Source organism: Rhizobium sp. 01T437, from assembly GCF_056398505.1.
This window is the reverse complement of record NZ_JBFTPM010000006.1, coordinates 428,281-446,656: the sequence shown is the minus strand read 5'-3', so window position 1 is coordinate 446,656 and position 18,376 is coordinate 428,281. Positions and strand designations below refer to the sequence as shown.

The window sequence follows — 18,376 nt, the reverse complement described above, 5'->3', positions numbered from 1 at the left end:
CTGTGACAGACCAGCCTGCTATCGAACTTGTCGGCATCGACAAGAAATTCGGCGCCGTTCACGCCAACAAGGACATCAACCTGACCGTCGCCAAGGGCTCGATCCATGGCATTATCGGGGAAAACGGCGCTGGCAAATCGACCCTGATGTCCATCATCTATGGTTTTTACCAGGCCGACAGCGGCGAGATCCGCGTCAACGGCCAGCCCATCACCATCAGGGACAGCCAGGCGGCCATCGCTGCCGGCATCGGCATGGTGCACCAGCATTTCATGCTGGTCGACAATTTCACCGTCCTCGAAAACATCATGCTCGGTGCCGAAGGCGGCGCGCTGCTGGCGAAGGGCGTTGCTTCTGCCCGCGCCGAACTCAAGCGGCTGGAAACTGAATACGGCCTGGAAGTCAACCCGGATGCGCTGATCGAGCAGCTCCCGGTCGGCCTGCAGCAGCGTGTGGAAATCCTGAAAGCCATGTATCGCGGCGCCGAGATCCTGATCCTCGATGAGCCGACGGGTGTGCTGACGCCGGCCGAGGCCGATCACCTGTTCCGCATCCTCGGCGTGCTGCGCGACGAGGGCAAGACCGTTGTCCTCATCACCCACAAGCTGCGCGAAATCATGGCGATCACCGATACCGTCTCCGTCATGCGCCGCGGCGAGATGGTCGCCACCCGCAAGACCAGCGAGACCACGGTGGAAGAGCTTGCCGAACTCATGGTCGGCCGCCGTGTGCTGCTGCGCGTCCAGAAGGGCGAGGCAAAGCCTGCCGATGTCGTGCTGTCCGTCCGCAACCTGACGGTCAAGGACAACAGAGGCGTGACGATGGTCGACAATGTCTCCTTCGATGTCCGCGCCGGCGAGATCGTCGGCATTGCCGGTGTCGCCGGCAACGGCCAGTCGGAACTGCTGGAAGCGATTGCCGGTATCCGCAAGCCCGCCTCCGGCGAAATCCTGCTCGACGGCCAGACCATCGACAAGGCCGATCCGGCCCGCCTGCGTGAGCTCGGCCTCGCCCATATTCCCGAAGACCGCCACCACATGGGGCTGGTCCTGAAATTCGAGGAATATGAAAATGCCGTGCTCGGCTATCATCGCCGGCCGGATTACAGCCGCGGCCCGCTGCTCGATCTTGACGCCATCCGCAAGGATGCCATGGAGAAGATCGAGAAATACGATATTCGCCCGCCGAACCCGCGTCTGAAGACGGCGAATTTTTCCGGCGGCAACCAGCAGAAGATCGTCGTCGCCCGCGAGATCGAGCGCGATCCGAAGATGCTGATCATCGGCCAGCCGACCCGCGGCGTCGATATCGGCGCCATCGAATTCATCCATCGCCGGATCATCGAGATGCGCGATGCGGGCAAGGCCATCCTGCTCGTATCAGTCGAACTCGACGAAATCCGCGCCCTTTCAGACCGTATCCTTGTCATGTTCGCCGGCCACGTCGTCGGCGAGAAGACGCCCGATGCCGGTGAACAGACCCTCGGCCTGATGATGGCCGGCATTGCCGCGTGAGGCCTCGATGAGCACTGCTTCCGTAACATTACCGAGATGGATCAATTACGGTCTGATCCCTCTTTTGAACCTGGTCGTTGCTTTCCTGATCTCCGGCTTCGTCATCTGGCTGATCGGTGAAAGCCCGCTGGCCGCGCTATCGCTGCTCATCGAGGGCGTCTTCGGCAGCGGCGAAGGCATTGGCTTCACGCTGTTTTACGCCACAAGCTTCATCTTCACCGGCCTTTCGGTTGCGGTCGCCATCCATGCCGGCCTCTTCAATATCGGCTCGGAAGGCCAGGCCTATATCGGCGGCCTCGGCTGTGCGCTGGTGGCGCTGGCGCTCGACAAATACGTGCCCTGGTATGTGACGATGCCGATCGCCGTCATCGGCGCCGGCCTTTTCGGGGCCGCCTGGGCCTTCATCCCCGCCTTCCTGCAGGCCAAGCGCGGCAGCCATATCGTCATCACGACGATCATGTTCAACTTCATCGCAGCCACGCTCATGGTCTATCTGCTGGTGCATGTACTGATCGTGCCGGGCAAGATGGCGCCTGAAACCCGCACCTTCCTCGAAGGCGGACAGCTTCCGAAGCTCGGCTGGATCATGACCATGTTCGGAGCCAAGCTCGGTGCAGCGCCGTTCAATGTCTCCTTCATTATTGCCCTGGTTGCCGCCTGGTTCGTCTGGGTGCTGATCTGGCGCAGCAAGCTGGGCTTTGAGATGCGCACGCTGGGCGTCAGTCCGACCGCCGCTGTCTATGCCGGCGTTCCCTATGCCCGCACTGTCATCATCGCCATGCTGCTTTCGGGTGCGCTTGCCGGCATGATGGCGCTGAACCCGGTCATGGGCTCGTCTGCGCGCTTGCAGGTGGAATTCGTCGGCGGCGCCGGTTTCGTCGGCATCGCCGTATCGCTGATGGGACGAAACCATCCGCTCGGCATCATCTTCTCCGCGATCCTGTTTGGCGCTCTTTACCGAGGCGGTGACTGGATCTCCTTCGAAATGCCGAACATCACCCGCGAAATGATCCTCGTCATCCAGGGTCTGGTGATCCTGTTTGCCGGTGCCCTGGAATATATGTTCCGACCGGCGATCGCGAGCATCTACCAGCAGTTCAAGCGAGCCTGAGGAGCGAACGATGGATTATTATGAAATCTTCATCAGCGTTCTGAGCTCGACGATCCGGCTTTCCATTCCGCTGATCTTTACCGCACTTGCCGGCTTGTTTTCCGAGCGCGCCGGCATTTTCGATATCGGCCTGGAAGGCAAGATGCTGGGCTCGGCATTTGCTGCTGCCTGCGTCGCCTATCTCACCGGTTCGGCCTGGGCCGGCCTCGGCGCCGGCGTGGTCTGCTCGGTCGCGTTGAGCCTCGTGCACGGTTTTGCCTCGATTACCAATCGCGGCAACCAGATCGTTTCGGGTGTCGCCATCAATTTCTTCATCGCCGGTATCACCATCGTGCTTGGCCAGGCCTGGTTCGGGCAGGGCGGCCGCACGCCGCAGCTGCCGCCGGAGGCGCGTTTCGCACCGATCACGCTTCCGGGCGCGGATGCCATCCGTGACGTGCCGGTCATCGGACCGCTTTATGCCGGCGTGATCTCCGGCAACAATATCCTGACCTACCTTGCCTTCCTCGCCGTGCCCTTCTCCTGGTGGGTGCTCTATCGCACGCGTTTTGGCCTGCGCCTTCGCGCCGTCGGTGAAAATCCGGGTGCCGTGGATACGGCAGGCATCTCGGTCTCCTGGCTGCGCTATCGCGCCGTTATGTGCGCCGGTATCCTCTGCGGCTTTGCCGGCACCTATCTGGCGATCGCCCAGTCCGCCGCCTTCATCAAGGACATGTCTGCCGGCAGGGGCTATATCGCGCTTGCCGCTCTCGTCTTCGCCAAGTGGAGGCCGGTGCCTGTCATGTTCGCCTGCCTGCTCTTCGGCTTCCTCGATGCGCTGGCGAATTTCATGCAGGGCAAACAGGTGCCGCTGATTGGCGAAGTACCGGTACAGGTTTTCCAGGCTCTGCCCTATATCCTCACCTGCGTTCTGCTCGCCGGCTTCATCGGCGTTGCAATTCCGCCGAAGGCCGGCGGTGTGCCCTACACGAAGGAGCGTTGATATGTCTCACGACCTGTTCGAAGCTGCTCGCGGCGCCATGGCCTTCGCGCATGCTCCTTATTCCAAGTTTCCCGTCGGCGCGGCAATCCGCGCCGAGGATGGCAAAGTCTATACCGGCGCCAATATCGAGAACCTCTCCTTCCCGCAGGGCTGGTGCGCCGAGCCGACGGCAATCAGTGCCATGATCATGGGTGGTGCCAAGAAGATCGTCGAAATGGCCGTCATCGCCGAAAAACTGCCGCTCTGCCCGCCTTGCGGCGGCTGCCGGCAGAAGATCTCGGAATTCGCCTCGAAGGACACGAAGATCTATCTCTGCGACGAAGCCGGCGTGAAGAAGACCATGACCATGGAAGAGCTTCTTCCCTTCAGTTTTGAGACGGAACTCGGATGATCGCGACCATCGATCTGCTCGCGGCTCTGCTCGGCGGGCTCAAACCGCGCTACGGCATCGTGCTCGGCTCCGGCCTCGGCTCTCTGGTCAGTGAGCTCACCGATGTCGTGCGTATTCCCTATAAGGATCTGCCGGGTTTTCCGGTCAGCGCCGTCTCCGGCCATGCCGGAGAGGTCGTCGCCGGCCATCTCGGCTCGGTGCCGGTCATCATGCTCTCCGGCCGTGTCCACTACTATGAAAAGGGCGATGCCAACGCCATGCGCCTGCCGATCGAGGTCCTGCAGGCGCTCGGCGTCGAGGTCTTGATCCTCACCAATTCGGCGGGTTCGCTGAAAGAGGACATACCGCCCGGCTCCGTCATGCAGATTGCCGATCACATCAATTATTCCGGCATGAATCCGCTGATCGGGCAAGAGAGCGATCATCGTTTCGTCGGCATGACCAATGCTTATGATGCCGAGCTTTCGGCTGCGATGCAGAAGGCCGCCAAGACGCTTGATATCCCGCTCGCAAGCGGCGTCTACATGTGGTTCTCGGGCCCAAGCTTCGAGACGCCGGCCGAAATCCGTATGGCCCGCATTCTCGGTGCCGATGCAGTCGGCATGTCGACCGTGCCGGAGGTCATCATCGCAAGAATGCTGGGGCTGAGGGTTGCCGCCGCCTCCGTAATCACCAACTATGGGGCTGGCATGACCGGAAACGAGCTCAGCCACGAGGAAACCAAGGACATGGCGCCGGTTGGCGGTGCCCGTCTCGCCGCTATACTCAAAGAAATGATTGCCGGGAGCTGATTGCCGGTGGAGGAAGCGAAAATGAATAGCTATTCCAGCCGGGAAACGGCCGCTGTTGCCCTTTCCCTTCTCGATCTCACCAATCTGAAGGACGATTGCACGCAGGAGCAGATCGACACACTCTGCGCCCGCGCGCAGACGCCCTATGGCAACAGTGCTGCAATCTGCATCTGGCCGCGTTTCGTCGCCCATGCCCGCATCGTGCTCGGCAAGGGCCATCCGGTCCGCATCGCGACCGTCGTCAATTTCCCCTCCGGCGATATGGAAATCGCCGATGTTGCCGCCGAAACGCGTGAGGCGATCGCCGACGGCGCCGATGAGATCGATCTTGTCATCCCCTATCGCAAGCTGATGGCAGGCAACGAAAAAGCCGTCACCGACATGGTTACGGCCGTGCGCGCCGAATGCGTTGCGCCTGTCCTGTTGAAGGTCATCATCGAGACCGGCGAGCTGAAGGATGCCGCCCTCATCCGCCGCGCCTCGGAACTGGCGATCGAAGCCGGCGCCGATTTCATCAAGACCTCTACCGGCAAGGTCTCGGTCAACGCTACGCTGGAAGCAGCCGATATCATGATCCGCGCTATCAGAGAGAGCGGCCGCAAGGTGGGCTTCAAGCCCGCTGGTGGCATATCGACCGTTGCGGATGCTGCCCTTTATCTGAGCCTTGCGGAAACCATCATGACGCCGGATTGGGCGATGCCCTCCACCTTCCGTTTCGGCGCCTCCGGCCTGCTCGACAATATCCTGGCAGTGCTCAGTGGCACGGAGCCGAAGCCGGCGGCAGCCTCGAGCTATTGAGATGATCCCGCAGGAGATCATCCGCCAGAAGCGCAACGGCGCCGAACTGCCGACCGATGATATCGACGCCTTTATTGCAGCGCTGGCTGCCGGCAATCTGTCGGAAGGCCAGATCGGCGCCTTTGCCATGGCGGTCTGGTTCAGGGGCATGTCGCGCACCGAAACCGTTGCGCTGACGCTTGCCATGGCGCGCTCCGGCGACATGCTCTCCTGGGAAGGCATCGATCGGCCAGTCGCGGATAAGCATTCGACCGGCGGAGTGGGCGACAACGTCTCGCTGATGCTTGCCCCGATTGCTGCCGCCTGCGGTCTGGCCGTGCCGATGATTTCCGGCCGCGGCCTCGGCCACACCGGCGGAACGCTGGACAAGCTCGAATCCATTCCAGGCTATACGATCAATCCGGCTGCCACTCTCTTCCGCAAAGTGGTGAAAGAGGTTGGCTGCGCCATCATCGGCCCGACGGGTGCCTTGGCGCCGGCCGATGGCCGGCTCTACGCCGTGCGCGATGTGACGGCGACCGTCGATTCCATCCCGCTGATAACAGCCTCGATCCTGTCCAAGAAGCTTGCCGCCGGCCTTCAGACATTGGTGCTCGACGTCAAGACCGGCAACGGCGCCTTCATGGCCGATCCGGAGCAGGCGATCGTGCTGGCGCATTCGCTGGTCGAAGTCGCAAATGGCGCGGGTGTGAAGACATCTGCGCTGATCACGGACATGAACCAGCCGCTTGCCGATAGCGCCGGCAATGCCGTGGAAGTGCGCAACTGCCTTGATTTCCTGGCAGGCCGAAAGGCCGGTACCCGTCTTGAAACCGTGGTGCTTGCCTTTGCCGCCGAGATGCTCGTGCAGTCGGGTGTTGCGGGCTCGCTTATGGAGGCGGAGAGCAAAGCGCAGGATGCTCTCTCTTCCGGCAAGGCTGCGGAGATCTTCGCGCGCATGGTGCATATGCTCGGCGGCCCGGCCGATCTTCTGGAACGGCCGGATGCCTATCTGCGTAAAGCGCCCATCGAGCGGCCTGTTCCGGCATCGCGCACCGGCTGGCTCGCGGCCTGCGACGCCCGCGATTTGGGCGTGAGCGTGATCGACCTTGGCGGCGGGCGACGCCATCCGGCTGACAGGATCGACCATAGCGTCGGCTTCACCGGTCTGCTGCCGCTTGGAACGCGTGTGAATGAGGGCGATCCGATAGCGCTCGTTCACGCTGCCGACGACGCTTCGGCCGAAAGAGCCGTCGTCGCACTTGCCGCAAACTATCGCATCGCAGACGAGAAGCCGGAGCTTCCCGCTGTCATCGCCGGCCGTATCTGATGGGAATTACTGCTTGAGGCTGAGGGAGCCGTCGGCGACGGAGTAGGAGGCAAGCTTCTGCAGGAAGCTCATGCCGACCAGTGTGCCGCTCAGCGCCTCGTCTTTCAGCACGAAGGCTTCGACGCTGCGAACGCGAATGCCGCCGATTTCCACGCGGTCGAGCATCACATGCGCCGCCTTGGTCTGCCCGTTCGCCGTATTGACCGCATAGYGGAAATCAAGCTGGTTGCCGGTAAAGCCGAGCCTGCGGGCGAGGCTTTCGTTCAGCGCGACATAGGTGGCGCCGGTATCGATCAGCCCCTGCACCGGCTTGCCGTTGATCCTGAAATTGCCGGTATAATGACCCTGCGCATCGGCCTGCAGGCGGATCATGCCGCCATCGGCAATCGCGGCCGACGCATCAGGCGCACTCTCTTCGGTCGAGACGAAATTTGCGGAGATCGTATTGCCGGGCTGCGTCGTGCGGGTGAGCAGAGAAGGCACCTGTGTCGCCAGCGCAGCCGCGATGCTGGCAAATATGACGGTACGCATGAGCATGAAACAGAAATCCTTCCTGTATAAACCCCGCCTCATGCGGGACCTCACGCTTCAAGCAGCTAAGCCATAAGTGCTGAAAAGTTGCTAACGGCGACATAAAAAAGGCCCGGAACGAACCACCGGGCCTTGGAAGCTTTCGAATTGGTAAAGGAAGCTGAAACTATTTGGTACCGTACATCCGGTCGCCGGCATCGCCGAGACCGGGCACGATATAGCCCTTCTCGTTCAGATGGCTGTCGATCGCCGCCGTGAAGACCGGAACGTCGGGGTGGGCGGTACGGAAGTTCTTGATACCCTCCGGAGCGGCCAGCAGGCAGAGGAAGCGGATATTGTGCGCTCCGCGCTCCTTCAGCTTGTCGATTGCCGCAATTGAGGAGTTGCCGGTCGCAAGCATCGGATCGACGACGATGATCAGGCGCTCGGCGACATCCTCGGGCGCCTTGAAGTAATATTCGACCGGCTGCAGCGTTTCATGGTCGCGATAGACGCCGATATGGGAAACGCGGGCGGAGGGCACGAGATCGAGCATGCCTTCCAGAAGACCGTTGCCGGCGCGCAGGATGGAGGCGAAAACCAGCTTCTTGCCTTCGAGGATCGGCGACTGCATCTGCTGGATCGGCGTTTCGATCGTCTCCATCGTCAGCTCCAGATCGCGCGTCACCTCATAGCAGAGCAGTGTCGAGATTTCGCGCAACAGCCGGCGGAAGCTGCCTGTCGAGGTTTCCTTGCGCCGCATGATGGTGAGTTTGTGCTGCACGAGCGGGTGATCGATGACTGTGACGCCGTCCATAGGGAAACCTTCCAATTCTTTGTTCTTATCGGCTGTTTCTTCCATGGAAATCGCCTCCACTGCAAGAGCGGAGGCTGATTTGCCTGGAGCATTAACAATCGTGCCCCCTCAAAAGCGGGCAAGCAACGCCTTGCGTGTCTCATCATCGACGAAGGCAGCCTCGATGGCAGTGCGCGTCATCGCATTAATTTCGGCGTCGCTGAAGCCGAAGGTTTCCGAGGCAAGCTCGTATTCCCGCTTGAGCGATGTGTGGAAGAAGGGGGGATCATCAGAGCTGATCGTCACATTCACGCCGGCATCCCGCAGTTGACGGAGCGGGTGCGAGACGAAATCCGGGAAAACCTTGAGCGCGATATTCGAGCCGGGGCAGACCTCCAGTACCGTGCCGAGGTCTGCAAGCCGCTTGACGAGTTCGGCATCCTCGATTGCCCGCACACCGTGGCCGATGCGCGAAGGGCGCACCTCATCCAATGCGTCCGAAACGCTGAAGGCGCCGCAAACTTCACCGGCATGGATGGTAAGGCCGAGCCCTGCATCGCGGGCGATGTCGAAGGCGCGCGCATAATCGGCAACGCGGCCCATCCGCTCCTCGCCGGCGAGATTGAAGCCGGTGATCAGCGGATTATTGGCCTTCGCCGCATATTCCGCAGCGCCGATCACACTTTCCGGACCGAAATGCCGTTCCCCGGTCACGATCAGCCGCGCCTCAATGCCGCTTTTTGCCTTCGCCCGGCGGATGCCTTCACAAACACCTGATATATAGGCGTCCGCACCGAGGCCGATGCGCTTGCCGTGGTCGGGTGAAACGATGAGCTCGCTGTAGATCGTACCGATGCCGGCAAGCTCTTCCAGATAGGTTTCCGTCAGCAGCGCATAGTCGTCCTCGGTCTTGTAGACCTCGGAAACCTTGTCGTAACATTCCAGAAAGCTCGCGAAATCATGCCAGACATAAGCGCCATCCTGCAGATGGGCGCTGATGTCGATGCCGTATTTGCGCGCCTGAGCCTCGGTCAGATCAGGGGGAGCAGCACCCTCCAGATGGCAGTGCAGCTCGACCTTCCTCAAATGCGATGTCACAGAAAACTCCTCCCATACTGTCCCGAGGGAATGCCGAGATGCCGCGCAACGCTTTCGCCGATATCGGCATAGGTCCGGCGCACCCCGACCGAACGTGACCTGATGCCGGGACCGTAGGCGATAACAGGCACGCGCTCGCGCGTATGGTCGGTGCCGCGCCAGGTCGGGTCGCAGCCGTGATCGGCGGTCAGGATCACGAGGTCGCCGGCCCGCAGCTTCCGGTGAACTTCAGTAAGGCGCTCGTCGAAAGCTTCAAGGGCAGCTGCATAACCCGGCACGTCGCGGCGATGGCCGTACAGCATGTCGAAATCGACAAAATTGGTGAAGACAAGATCACCATCCTCCGCTTCGTCTATCGCAGCAAGGGAAGCATCCATCAGGGCATCGTTACCATTCGCCTTGATGACCCGTGAAACGCCATGATGGGCGAAGATATCGCCGATCTTGCCGATGGCGTGCACATTGCGGCCATGCTGGACGAGTCGGTCGAGCAGCGTCGGTTCGGGTGGCGGCACCGAGAAGTCGCGACGGTTGCCCGTTCTTTGGAAGGTCGCGGCGCTCTGGCCAATGAAGGGGCGGGCGATGACGCGGCCAATATTATAGGGATCGAGAAGGCTGCGGGCGATCTGGCAGAAGTTGAGCAGGCGGTCGAGGCCGAAATACACCTCATGAGCCGCCACCTGAAACACGGAATCCGAGGAAGTGTAGCAGATCGGTTTGCCGCTGCGCTTATGCTCTTCACCGTAACGGGCGATGATCTCGGTTCCCGAGGCATGGCAGTTGCCGAGAATGCCGGGCACATCCGCTGCGCGGCAGAGCGCGTCAATCAGTTCCTGCGGAAAGGCATCGCCCTCGCTCGGAAAATAGCCCCAGTCGAAGGTAACAGGCGTTCCGGCGATTTCCCAATGACCTGATGGCGTGTCCTTGCCGCGCGAAGTTTCGTTGGCAGCGCCATAGATGCCGTAGATCTTGTCCGGCAGCGGCATGCCGGCCGGAAACTGGCCGGAGGCCGCCCGCGCAATATGCAGCAGCCCGAGCGCCGACATGTTCGGGAGTGCGAGGGGGCCGGAACGCAGACCGGCTCGGTCGGCAGCACCTGCCGCGCAGAACTCGGCGATATGGCCGAGCGTATCGGCGCCTTCATCGCCATAGGCTGCCGCATCCGGTGCTCCGCCGACACCGAAGGAATCCAGAACGAAGAGAAAGGCACGCGCCATTTTTCACCCGTATTATCTGCTGTCGTCAGCGTGTAGCTGGAACGATCTGACTGGCGCCCAGCCATATAATGACGGGAACCGCTTGGCAAATTTGGGGTGTGGAACGCTCGCGCAAAAGTGCACAACGGTTTTGCGATGGCGACATGCATCAAACAAGGACCTAGAGCGTGGCGGACGGATCCGAAGGATCGCGATACGCTTTAGCAGTCGCCGCAGGGAATATTGTCGTTTTGCCGCTGGCGATAGAAATAGCTGCGGCTGATCGTGATGGTACGCGCTCCCGCCGGCATGAAGCTGGGGGCAAAGACGAGTAGCGTATAGGGCGTGCTGAGCTCGGTGCGGATGAGGAAGCTGTTTGCCTTCTTCATTTCCGTCGGCACATCGGAAACCGCGCTGTTCTTGGCATAGGGTGCTGCGCCACTCGGGGTCCAGGACCAAAGAACCGTGGGATTGGCGCTGCCGTCGATCTGGATTGCCGTGACTTTCAATGAGAGACCGGAACTGCCGTAAGGCGCGAAGATCGCCGGGGCGGCTTTGGCGATATCTGTGAGCGAGCTTTTGGTGACGCTCTGCTGCTGGGTAATGATATCGGCGATCGAGCCGGCGGCACGTGTCGTGCGCTTGCTGACGTTGAGCCCGAGCGTGATCTCGAATGCGCCGAGATAGAGCATGATCAGAACCGGGAAGATGATTGCAAACTCGATGGCGCCCATGCCCTTCCGGTCGCGTACAAAGCGCCGCGCCGTCGAAGCCAGCCATATCAGGGGTCCGCGGGGTGCCGTCATGGATATTGCTCGTTCTGGAAGGCCGCCGTGGCGACGATCAGATATTCGCTCGGCATGGAACTGCCGACTGGGCGAAGGCCGGTGACATAAGGACGGACGAGATCGACGGTGATGGACCAGCGGTAATAGGCGCGCACCATGTTGATCGAGCCGGGGCCGCCGGGCGTGAACTTGAAATCCGACGTCTTGAGATCGGAATATTTATCAGAAGACACTCTCGGGATCGTCGTCGGAATGGACGCAAAGTTCGTGAAGCTCTGTACATCCAAATATAGCTTGCTAGGTGTCGCCGCCTCCGTCGCCGAGCAGCGGATGATGATCGAGATCTCGTCGCAGAAGGCCTGCCGGAACTGTGTCTGTGTCTTATAGGTCGTACGGGTGGAATCGAATGTGATCTGCCCCGTCCGCATCTGACGGCTCATCGTATCGACGGCGCTCGAGACGAGTTGTTCCGCCGCAAAGGCGATGAAGGTTTCCAGGATGGCGAATATGATGATGAAATAGGGAATGGCCAGCAACGCGAATTCGATCGCGGCGGAGCCGTCACGCGAGCGGGCCAAGGCGCGAAGTCTGGATAAACGGAGGGACGCACGCACCTTGCCCGTCTCCTGCTCACGGATCGCCATAGTCTGGCCTCGAAAATGTTCTTCGGGCGCCACACTAAGGCGCGTTCGTTGATATTCCGTTTCAGGCCGGAGCAACTATTTTAACGAATAGGCGTGAGCTGGGCGTATATCGATCAGTTTCCGGCGGCGGCTTCACCTTGCTGCGAATGCTGCTCGCAATTGGGCGTGCAGGAAAGAACCGAGCGCTCCGTCTGGCGATAGACGCGCACTGTATTGCCTTCATCGATGGAGACGAGAATGCGTTCGTCCAGAATGGCGTTGCCGTCGGTATCGAGCAGTACGATGTTGGTCGTGCCGAAGGCGCGGCCCGTCAAGACGATTGTTTTGGAGTCGGCGACAGTTGCATCGGCAACCTTGGAATTGCCGACGATGACCTTACTGACCGGCCGGTCGAGCTTCAGGACGCGCGCATGATCCATATAGACGCGCAGCATGTCTTCCTGGGCGGAGGCCGCGGATGCCGTGAGAGCCGCAATCACCCAGGCAAAGAAAACGGTCTTGCCGTTCGATGGCATTTTGGCCCTCTTTCACGATCGTAATGCTAATTGCAGATAGAATGGAAAAAAATGGTGAACGAAGCTTTAAGCTCTCCATGCCATGTTCATGAGTGAAACGCCCTGGATTGTTTCGGTACGCTTCGATGAGGCATGAAATCGACGGGCAGCAGAAATTCGTGCCATTTCTGGATGCTTGAAAGCTATTGTTCCACTTTGCTTCCGGAAATTCCTTAGAAATGCAAGCAATGCGGTAAGGAATTACTTACCCTGACTGGGCCGGTTGTCTCGTTTACGCCTTGTTAACGCATTTCATTAAGTCGATGGAAACAGCCATTCGCTAGGTTGCGGCCATCCGATCAACGGCAACAGTTGGCGGACGTGCTGAACATCAACTGGAGTTAGGAGTAACCATGACCAAGCTTTTTAGCCGTTTTCTGAAGGATGAATCCGGCGCGACCGCAATCGAATACGGCCTGATCGCCGCCCTCATTTCCGTAGCCCTCGTTGCTGGCGCCACCACGCTCGGCACCAAGCTCAACGCCACGTTCGCTGGACTTGGCACAAAGCTGTCCGATGCTACGGCGAAGACGGCCCCTTAATAGCTGCGGCGTAGCTCTGGTTCAGAGCATCAACTGGAGTTAGGAGTGACCATGATCAAGCTTTTTAGCCGTTTTTTGAAAGATGAATCCGGCGCGACCGCAATCGAATACGGCCTGATCGCCGCCCTCATTTCCGTAGCCCTCGTTGCTGGCGCCACCACGCTCGGCACCAAGCTCAATGACACGTTCGGCGAGCTCGGTCTAAAGCTGACTAATGCCACGACGAAGACCACTCCGTAATAACTGGAGCGTAGCTCTGGTTCACTGCGATAAGGCTCACGAGCGAACCGCCGTGAGCCTGTTTGTCTTGGGCAGATGAGAACTTGGGGCAGGTGAGAAAATGATCGTAGCCGCAATACTTCTGGTTTTCCCGCTCTGCCTTGCTTTTGCGGCCATATCCGATCTGTTGACAATGACGATCCCGAACAGGGTATCGTTGATCCTGATAATTTCATTCGTAGTGCTGGCGCCTTTGAGCGGCCTGGCTCTTCCTGCGATCGGAATGCACGCACTTGGCGCCGCCATCGTGTTCGGCATTTGCTTTGCCCTGTTTGCGCTCAATGTGATGGGCGGTGGAGACGCCAAACTCTTGAGTGCGGCGGCGATCTGGTTCGGTTACGATCCCGAACTACTGTCTTTTCTAGTTTATGTCAGTGTCATCGGCGGCTTGGTGACGTCCGCAATCCTGTTGATCCGCTCGCAGGCAAATACGATATTGGCCATTGGGCTCCCTGTTCCCAATTCGCTCCTGCTAGCGAAGAAGATTCCCTATGGTATCGCCATCGCGATCGGCGGCTTCCTGGCCTTCCCGTCTTCGCCGCTCTTTCTTGCCGCGCTGGAAAGCCTGAAATAACGGCATTTTAATCGGCCGTTAACTTAGAATGTAAGTGTTCCATTAACCATAATTATACCAATTCCTGAGCATTCTGCGGGGCGAACGCGTTGTGCCCCAAGGAATGATCAATGAAACCGGCCCGCCTTATTATCCTAGCTGTCGCCGTGGTGGCAGCCGGCCTCGCCGGTCTTCTTGCGATGAACATGGCCGGTAGCGGCGGTGTCGTGACGAAGGTCCAATCCGTTATCGAGAAGGAGCCGACCGTTAACGTGTTGGTCTCCAGTGCCAATCTTCCCGTTGGCGCGCGGCTGGATGACAAAGCCGTTCACTGGATGGCCTGGCCTCAGAATGGCGTTGTCCAGGGCTTCATTACCGAGACCGATCGGCCGGACGCGATCAAGGATCTGCAGGGCGCTGTCGTGCGCCTCCCGGTCTTCGAAGGAGAGCCGATCCGTCCGGAAAAGGTCGCAGATTCCAATAGCCGCATCCTGTCCTCGTTGCTGCCAGCCGGCAAGCGCGCTGTCGCGACCGAAATCTCCGTCGCGACCGGCGCCGGCGGCTTCATCCTCCCCAATGACCGCGTCGATGTCATCATGGTGCGCAAGGGGCAGGGCACGGACAAATACATAACCGAAACCGTGCTGAGCAATGTCCGCGTTCTCGCCATCGACCAGCAGATCGAGGAGAAGGAAGACGGCACCAAGGCCGCGGTCGGCACGACAGCAACCCTGGAGCTGACCCCCGACCAGACCAAGGTTCTGGCCGTCGCCCAGCAGATGGCCGATCGCCTTTCGCTTGCCCTGCGTTCCGTCGCCGACGCGCAGGAGCAGGACACCAGCGCCGCGGACTATCTGCTGAGCGGCGATAACGGCAGCGCAATCATTCAGGTCATCAAGTCCGGCTCCATCGTCACGGATGCCACCAGCTCAGTGAAGCCGGAGTAAGGGAAATGCAGATGGGCAACTCAAAACAGCGCACCAGGCTTTTCCTGACCGGCTGCCTTTCACTGGCAATGGCGGTGACGGGCGTTACGCCGCTTTCCTTTCATGCGCCCTTCGACGTGACGCAGGCCAACGCCGGCTCGGAAAGCATCATCCGCATTTCGCAAAGCGGTCCCGGCGCACATCGCCGTCTGAAGCTCGGCCTCAACAAGGCTGTTGTCGTTGACCTCCCGGAAGACGCACATGACATTCTCGTCTCCGATCCCAGCATGGCCGATGCCGTGACCCGTACGTCGCGGCGCATCTATCTTTTTGGCAAGAAGGTCGGGCAGACCAACATCTTCGTTTTTGGCGCCAGCGGCGAGGAGGTCGTCAGCCTCGATATCGAGATCGAACGCGACGTTTCCGGTCTTGAGGCCAATCTGCGCCGCTTCATTCCCGACTCCGCCATCAAAGTCGAGATCGTTTCCGACAATATCGTGCTGACGGGTACTGTTCGCACGCCGCAGGATGCAACCCAGGCAGCATCGCTCGCCGAAGCATTCCTGAAGGGCGGCGAGGCCACGACGCGCACGGAAACTGCTTCGGGCACCGGCGGCGACAGTGCGGTTGCGCTCTTTGCCGAAAACCGCCAGGTCTCCCAGGTCGTTAACCTCCTGCAGATCCAGGGCGAAGACCAGGTCACGCTCAAGGTCACGATCGCCGAGGTTCGCCGCGAAATCCTGAAACAGCTTGGCTTCGACAATCTCGTCACCAATTCCTCGGGCATGACGGTCGCCCAGCTCGGCAGCCCCTCGGCGGATACGGCCACATCCGTCGTCGGTGGGGGCCTCGCAGCACTCTTCAAGAACTCGATCGGCAAGTACGATATTTCGACCTACCTGAATGCGTTGGAACAGGGCAAGGTCGTTCGCACGCTGGCCGAACCCACGTTGACGGCGATCTCCGGTCAGGCCGCGACTTTCAATTCCGGCGGTCAGGTTCTTTATTCAACGACGGACAACCAAGGCAACGTCACGGTCGTTCCCTATAACTACGGTATCAATCTGGCTTTCAAACCGGTGGTCCTTTCTTCCGGCCGCATCAGCCTGCAGATCAAGACCAATGTCTCGGAGCCGGCGCCGTCGGTATCGGGTACCGCGCCCACCTATCAGCGCCGCTCGGCAGAGACCTCGGTCGAACTCCCCTCGGGCGGCTCGATCGCTCTTGCAGGCCTCATTCGGGACAACATCTCCCAGACGATGAACGGCACACCTGGCGTCTCGAAGATCCCACTTCTCGGCACGCTCTTCCGCCAGAAGGGATTTGAGCGCCAGGAAACGGAGCTGGTCATCATCGCAACGCCCTATCTGGTGCGTCCAGTGGCGCGCAACCAGCTCAATCGTCCGGATGACAATTTCAGCCCGGAAAACGATGCCTCCGCCTTCTTCATGAACCGCGTCAACAAGGTTTACGGCAGCCGTCAGGCGCCGGTTGCCGATGCACAATTCCACGGTTCCATCGGGTTTATCTACAAATGAACGGGGCAGGGTCTGGACCGATGAAAAAGAACAGAGATCAGGCGATGGCTCCTTCGAATACGAAACAGTCCCGAGGCGCAAAACCACTGCTCGTGGCTGCTTCACTCGCCGTTACCATCCTTTCCGGCTGTGCCGGCCCGCGCGACCAACTGACGACCGGCGGCATTCCCGATGACTACCGGGAGCGCCATCCCATCGTCGTTACGGAAGCCGAGCAGACGGTAGACATTCCCGTAGCCTCTACCGATCGCCGCCTGACGATTGCCCAGCGTGAGCTGATCCGCGGCTTTGCAACCAACTATGTGTCGCGCGCCTCCGGCCCGGTCTATATCCTGTCTCCGGAAGGTTCACCGAATGCGGGAGCGGCCCGCGCCCTGCGCAGCCAGGTCCGGGCCGAACTCGCCTCGCGCGGTATCGCCAGCAACAAGATCATCAATACCTCCTATGCGGCAACCGGCCTCCTCGATGCTGCACCGCTGCGGCTGAGCTTTACCGGCACGACGGCGGTAACGACCCAGTGCGGCCAATGGCCGAAGGATATCACGGCCGACTTCACGAACCAGAATTACTACAATTTCGGCTGTGCTTCGCAGAACAACCTCGCCGCCCAGGTCGCCAATCCGGAAGATTTCGTCGCGCCCCGCGGCATGACCCCGATCGACGCAGAGCGGCGCAATCAGGCGATCCAGGAATACCGGACGACGACGTCCACGATCGAGGACGTCGATTCCGGCCAGACCGGTTTCTAATCAGGCGGGATAAAACGATGAGCACCGTCGACTACGAGATCAAGAATACCAGCGAGCTCCGCCATGCCGAAGAGGCAATGCGCATGGGCGAGCTGGAAAACATGYGGCCGCTGCCGCGCATCTCCGTTCATGCCTTCTGCGAAAGCGAAGGACTGCAGCGGGTGATGGAGCGCTGCGCCAATGACCGGCGCATGTCGAAAGTCAGTCTGCGCATCACCAGTGGCGGCACGGCTGCTGCTGCAAACATGTTCTCAGGCGCACCGACGCCGAACCTGATCATCATCGAGACCAGAGCGAACTCCGCCGGCCTGCTCGCCGAACTGGCTCCGCTCGCTGCCGTCTGCGATCCCTCGACCAAGGTCATCATCGTCGGCTACTACAACGATATCGGCCTCTACCGCGATCTGATCCGCAACGGCATTTCCGAATATATGGTTCAACCTGTCGCCATGCCCGATATCATGGGCGCAATGGCGACGATCTTCGTCGATCCGGAAGCCGAGCCGCTTGGCCGCAGCATTGCCTTTATCGGCGCCAAGGGTGGCGTCGGCGCATCGACCGTCGCCCATAATTGCGCCTTCGGCATCTCGAACCTGTTCTCGACCGAAACGATCCTGGCCGATCTCGACCTGCCCTATGGCACGGCGAACATCGATTTCGATCAGGATCCGGCCCAGGGCATTGCCGAGGCCGTCTTTGCGCCGGAGCGGCTTGACGAGGTTTTCCTCGATCGCCTGCTGACCAAGTGCTCGGAGCATCTTTCACTGCTGGCCGCCCCCTCGCTTCTCGACCGTGCCTATGATTTCGAGGGCCAGGCCTTCCAGCCGGTGATGGATGTGCTGCAGCGCAGCGCGCCCGTTACGGTGCTCGACGTTCCCCATGCCTGGTCGGACTGGACCCGTACGGTACTCTCAAGCGCCGACGAAGTGGTTATCTGCGCGGTTCCCGATCTCGCCAACCTGCGCAACACCAAGAACATGCTTGATGCGCTCCGCAAGATACGCCCGAACGACAAGGTGCCGCATCTCATTCTCAATCAGGTCGGCATGCCGAAGCGGCCGGAAATCTCGGTTTCCGATTTCTGCGAGCCGCTGGAGGTCGAACCGATTGCCATCATTCCCTTCGATATCGGCCTCTTCGGAAACGCCGCCAACAGTGGCCGGATGATTTCGGAGGTCGATCCGAAATCTCCGACGGCGGAGACTTTTTCGCAGATCTCGCACATCGTCACGGGTCGCGTGGCAATCAAGAAATCCAGGAAGGGCGGCCTTCTCGGCCTTCTGAAGCGTAAGTGAACGAGTAGAATT

General features: G+C 60.2%; 21 protein-coding genes. 14 read left to right on the top strand and 7 right to left on the bottom strand.

What is annotated here, in order from left to right; translation table 11 throughout:
• Positions 1–2: 2 nt before the first annotated feature.
• The 7 genes from AC1DM5_RS15280 to deoA are packed head-to-tail and all read left to right on the top strand — an operon-like array spanning position 3 to position 6,896.
• Positions 3–1,514, top strand: coding sequence for an ABC transporter ATP-binding protein (locus AC1DM5_RS15280; RefSeq protein ID WP_477820853.1), 1,512 nt, complete (start codon positions 3–5; stop codon positions 1,512–1,514).
• 7 nt (positions 1,515–1,521) lie between these two features.
• Entirely contained in the window at positions 1,522–2,625 is a 1,104-nt protein-coding gene (locus tag AC1DM5_RS15275; RefSeq protein ID WP_477820854.1) for an ABC transporter permease, read from the top strand.
• A gap of 10 nt (positions 2,626–2,635) precedes the next feature.
• Positions 2,636–3,607, top strand: coding sequence for an ABC transporter permease (locus AC1DM5_RS15270; protein ID WP_477975202.1), 972 nt, complete (start codon positions 2,636–2,638; stop codon positions 3,605–3,607).
• Between the two features lies 1 nt (position 3,608).
• Positions 3,609–3,998 carry a cytidine deaminase gene (locus tag AC1DM5_RS15265; protein ID WP_113181347.1) on the top strand — a complete coding sequence of 130 codons (390 nt, stop codon included), beginning with the start codon at positions 3,609–3,611 and terminating at the stop codon, positions 3,996–3,998.
• Positions 3,995–4,789, top strand: a complete 795-nt coding sequence (locus tag AC1DM5_RS15260) for a purine-nucleoside phosphorylase (RefSeq protein ID WP_477821556.1) — start codon at positions 3,995–3,997, stop codon at positions 4,787–4,789. Before AC1DM5_RS15265 ends, AC1DM5_RS15260 begins: the two co-directional genes overlap by 4 nt.
• A gap of 21 nt (positions 4,790–4,810) precedes the next feature.
• A complete protein-coding gene (gene deoC / locus AC1DM5_RS15255) occupies positions 4,811–5,587 on the top strand; it encodes a deoxyribose-phosphate aldolase (RefSeq protein WP_477821557.1) in 777 nt (258 codons plus the stop codon).
• 1 nt (position 5,588) lies between these two features.
• Positions 5,589–6,896 (top strand): thymidine phosphorylase, encoded by a 1,308-nt coding sequence (deoA, locus tag AC1DM5_RS15250; RefSeq protein WP_477975200.1) that lies wholly within the window; start codon positions 5,589–5,591, stop codon positions 6,894–6,896.
• 6 nt (positions 6,897–6,902) lie between these two features.
• Here deoA and AC1DM5_RS15245 read toward each other — a convergent pair whose 3' ends face one another.
• The 7 genes from AC1DM5_RS15245 to AC1DM5_RS15215 form a co-directional block, all read right to left on the bottom strand.
• Complete coding sequence (locus AC1DM5_RS15245; RefSeq protein ID WP_477975198.1) at positions 6,903–7,469, bottom strand: TIGR02281 family clan AA aspartic protease; 567 nt, start codon at positions 7,467–7,469, stop codon at positions 6,903–6,905.
• Positions 7,470–7,593: 124 nt separating this feature from the next.
• Positions 7,594–8,223, bottom strand: a complete 630-nt coding sequence (gene upp, locus AC1DM5_RS15240) for a uracil phosphoribosyltransferase (RefSeq protein WP_183887651.1) — start codon at positions 8,221–8,223, stop codon at positions 7,594–7,596.
• A 108-nt stretch (positions 8,224–8,331) separates the two neighbouring features.
• Positions 8,332–9,300, bottom strand: coding sequence for an adenosine deaminase (locus tag AC1DM5_RS15235; RefSeq protein ID WP_477821560.1), 969 nt, complete (start codon positions 9,298–9,300; stop codon positions 8,332–8,334).
• Complete coding sequence (locus AC1DM5_RS15230) at positions 9,297–10,517, bottom strand: phosphopentomutase (protein WP_477821561.1); 1,221 nt, start codon at positions 10,515–10,517, stop codon at positions 9,297–9,299. The genes AC1DM5_RS15235 and AC1DM5_RS15230 overlap by 4 nt, the downstream gene beginning before the upstream one ends.
• 200 nt (positions 10,518–10,717) lie before the next feature.
• Positions 10,718–11,302, bottom strand: coding sequence for a TadE/TadG family type IV pilus assembly protein (locus AC1DM5_RS15225; RefSeq protein ID WP_477821562.1), 585 nt, complete (start codon positions 11,300–11,302; stop codon positions 10,718–10,720).
• Positions 11,299–11,928 (bottom strand): TadE/TadG family type IV pilus assembly protein, encoded by a 630-nt coding sequence (locus tag AC1DM5_RS15220; RefSeq protein ID WP_477821563.1) that lies wholly within the window; start codon positions 11,926–11,928, stop codon positions 11,299–11,301. The genes AC1DM5_RS15225 and AC1DM5_RS15220 overlap by 4 nt, the downstream gene beginning before the upstream one ends.
• 113 nt (positions 11,929–12,041) lie before the next feature.
• Positions 12,042–12,443, bottom strand: a complete 402-nt coding sequence (locus AC1DM5_RS15215) for a pilus assembly protein N-terminal domain-containing protein (RefSeq protein ID WP_477821564.1) — start codon at positions 12,441–12,443, stop codon at positions 12,042–12,044.
• 392 nt (positions 12,444–12,835) lie between these two features.
• On the opposite strand from AC1DM5_RS15215, the gene AC1DM5_RS15210 reads away from it, so the two are divergent.
• The 7 genes from AC1DM5_RS15210 to AC1DM5_RS15180 all read left to right on the top strand — a co-directional run bounded on the left by AC1DM5_RS15210 (position 12,836) and on the right by AC1DM5_RS15180 (position 18,364).
• The gene (locus AC1DM5_RS15210) at positions 12,836–13,024 is read left to right on the top strand and encodes a Flp family type IVb pilin (protein ID WP_113320563.1); all 189 of its coding nucleotides are present in this window, start codon (positions 12,836–12,838) and stop codon (positions 13,022–13,024) included.
• Between the two features lie 51 nt (positions 13,025–13,075).
• The gene (locus AC1DM5_RS15205; protein WP_007827289.1) at positions 13,076–13,264 is read left to right on the top strand and encodes a Flp family type IVb pilin; all 189 of its coding nucleotides are present in this window, start codon (positions 13,076–13,078) and stop codon (positions 13,262–13,264) included.
• Between the two features lie 100 nt (positions 13,265–13,364).
• Positions 13,365–13,877, top strand: a complete 513-nt coding sequence (locus tag AC1DM5_RS15200; protein WP_477821565.1) for an A24 family peptidase — start codon at positions 13,365–13,367, stop codon at positions 13,875–13,877.
• A 110-nt stretch (positions 13,878–13,987) separates the two neighbouring features.
• Positions 13,988–14,803, top strand: coding sequence for a Flp pilus assembly protein CpaB (gene cpaB, locus AC1DM5_RS15195; RefSeq protein ID WP_477975196.1), 816 nt, complete (start codon positions 13,988–13,990; stop codon positions 14,801–14,803).
• Positions 14,804–14,808: 5 nt separating this feature from the next.
• Positions 14,809–16,320, top strand: a complete 1,512-nt coding sequence (locus AC1DM5_RS15190; RefSeq protein WP_477821567.1) for a type II and III secretion system protein family protein — start codon at positions 14,809–14,811, stop codon at positions 16,318–16,320.
• Entirely contained in the window at positions 16,317–17,069 is a 753-nt protein-coding gene (locus tag AC1DM5_RS15185) for a CpaD family pilus assembly protein (protein ID WP_477821568.1), read from the top strand. The genes AC1DM5_RS15190 and AC1DM5_RS15185 overlap by 4 nt, the downstream gene beginning before the upstream one ends.
• Before the next feature lie 17 nt (positions 17,070–17,086).
• A complete protein-coding gene (locus tag AC1DM5_RS15180; RefSeq protein ID WP_477975194.1) occupies positions 17,087–18,364 on the top strand; it encodes a CpaE/TadZ family protein in 1,278 nt (425 codons plus the stop codon).
• Positions 18,365–18,376 lie beyond the last annotated feature (12 nt).

What these genes read in the sequence shown, in the direction of transcription:
- AC1DM5_RS15275 (WP_477820854.1), top strand. Translation starts at nt 1,522, where the DNA reads ATGAGCACTGCTTCCGTAACATTACCGAGATGGATCAATTACGGTCTG.
- AC1DM5_RS15270 (WP_477975202.1), top strand. Translation starts at nt 2,636, where the DNA reads ATGGATTATTATGAAATCTTCATCAGCGTTCTGAGCTCGACGATCCGG.
- AC1DM5_RS15265 (WP_113181347.1), top strand. Translation starts at nt 3,609, where the DNA reads ATGTCTCACGACCTGTTCGAAGCTGCTCGCGGCGCCATGGCCTTCGCG.
- AC1DM5_RS15260 (WP_477821556.1), top strand. Translation starts at nt 3,995, where the DNA reads ATGATCGCGACCATCGATCTGCTCGCGGCTCTGCTCGGCGGGCTCAAA.
- deoC (WP_477821557.1), top strand. Translation starts at nt 4,811, where the DNA reads ATGAATAGCTATTCCAGCCGGGAAACGGCCGCTGTTGCCCTTTCCCTT.
- deoA (WP_477975200.1), top strand. Translation starts at nt 5,589, where the DNA reads ATGATCCCGCAGGAGATCATCCGCCAGAAGCGCAACGGCGCCGAACTG.
- upp (WP_183887651.1), bottom strand. Translation starts at nt 8,223, where the DNA reads ATGGACGGCGTCACAGTCATCGATCACCCGCTCGTGCAGCACAAACTC.
- AC1DM5_RS15230 (WP_477821561.1), bottom strand. Translation starts at nt 10,517, where the DNA reads ATGGCGCGTGCCTTTCTCTTCGTTCTGGATTCCTTCGGTGTCGGCGGA.
- AC1DM5_RS15225 (WP_477821562.1), bottom strand. Translation starts at nt 11,302, where the DNA reads ATGACGGCACCCCGCGGACCCCTGATATGGCTGGCTTCGACGGCGCGG.
- AC1DM5_RS15220 (WP_477821563.1), bottom strand. Translation starts at nt 11,928, where the DNA reads ATGGCGATCCGTGAGCAGGAGACGGGCAAGGTGCGTGCGTCCCTCCGT.
- AC1DM5_RS15215 (WP_477821564.1), bottom strand. Translation starts at nt 12,443, where the DNA reads ATGCCATCGAACGGCAAGACCGTTTTCTTTGCCTGGGTGATTGCGGCT.
- AC1DM5_RS15210 (WP_113320563.1), top strand. Translation starts at nt 12,836, where the DNA reads ATGACCAAGCTTTTTAGCCGTTTTCTGAAGGATGAATCCGGCGCGACC.
- AC1DM5_RS15205 (WP_007827289.1), top strand. Translation starts at nt 13,076, where the DNA reads ATGATCAAGCTTTTTAGCCGTTTTTTGAAAGATGAATCCGGCGCGACC.
- AC1DM5_RS15200 (WP_477821565.1), top strand. Translation starts at nt 13,365, where the DNA reads ATGATCGTAGCCGCAATACTTCTGGTTTTCCCGCTCTGCCTTGCTTTT.
- cpaB (WP_477975196.1), top strand. Translation starts at nt 13,988, where the DNA reads ATGAAACCGGCCCGCCTTATTATCCTAGCTGTCGCCGTGGTGGCAGCC.
- AC1DM5_RS15190 (WP_477821567.1), top strand. Translation starts at nt 14,809, where the DNA reads ATGCAGATGGGCAACTCAAAACAGCGCACCAGGCTTTTCCTGACCGGC.
- AC1DM5_RS15185 (WP_477821568.1), top strand. Translation starts at nt 16,317, where the DNA reads ATGAACGGGGCAGGGTCTGGACCGATGAAAAAGAACAGAGATCAGGCG.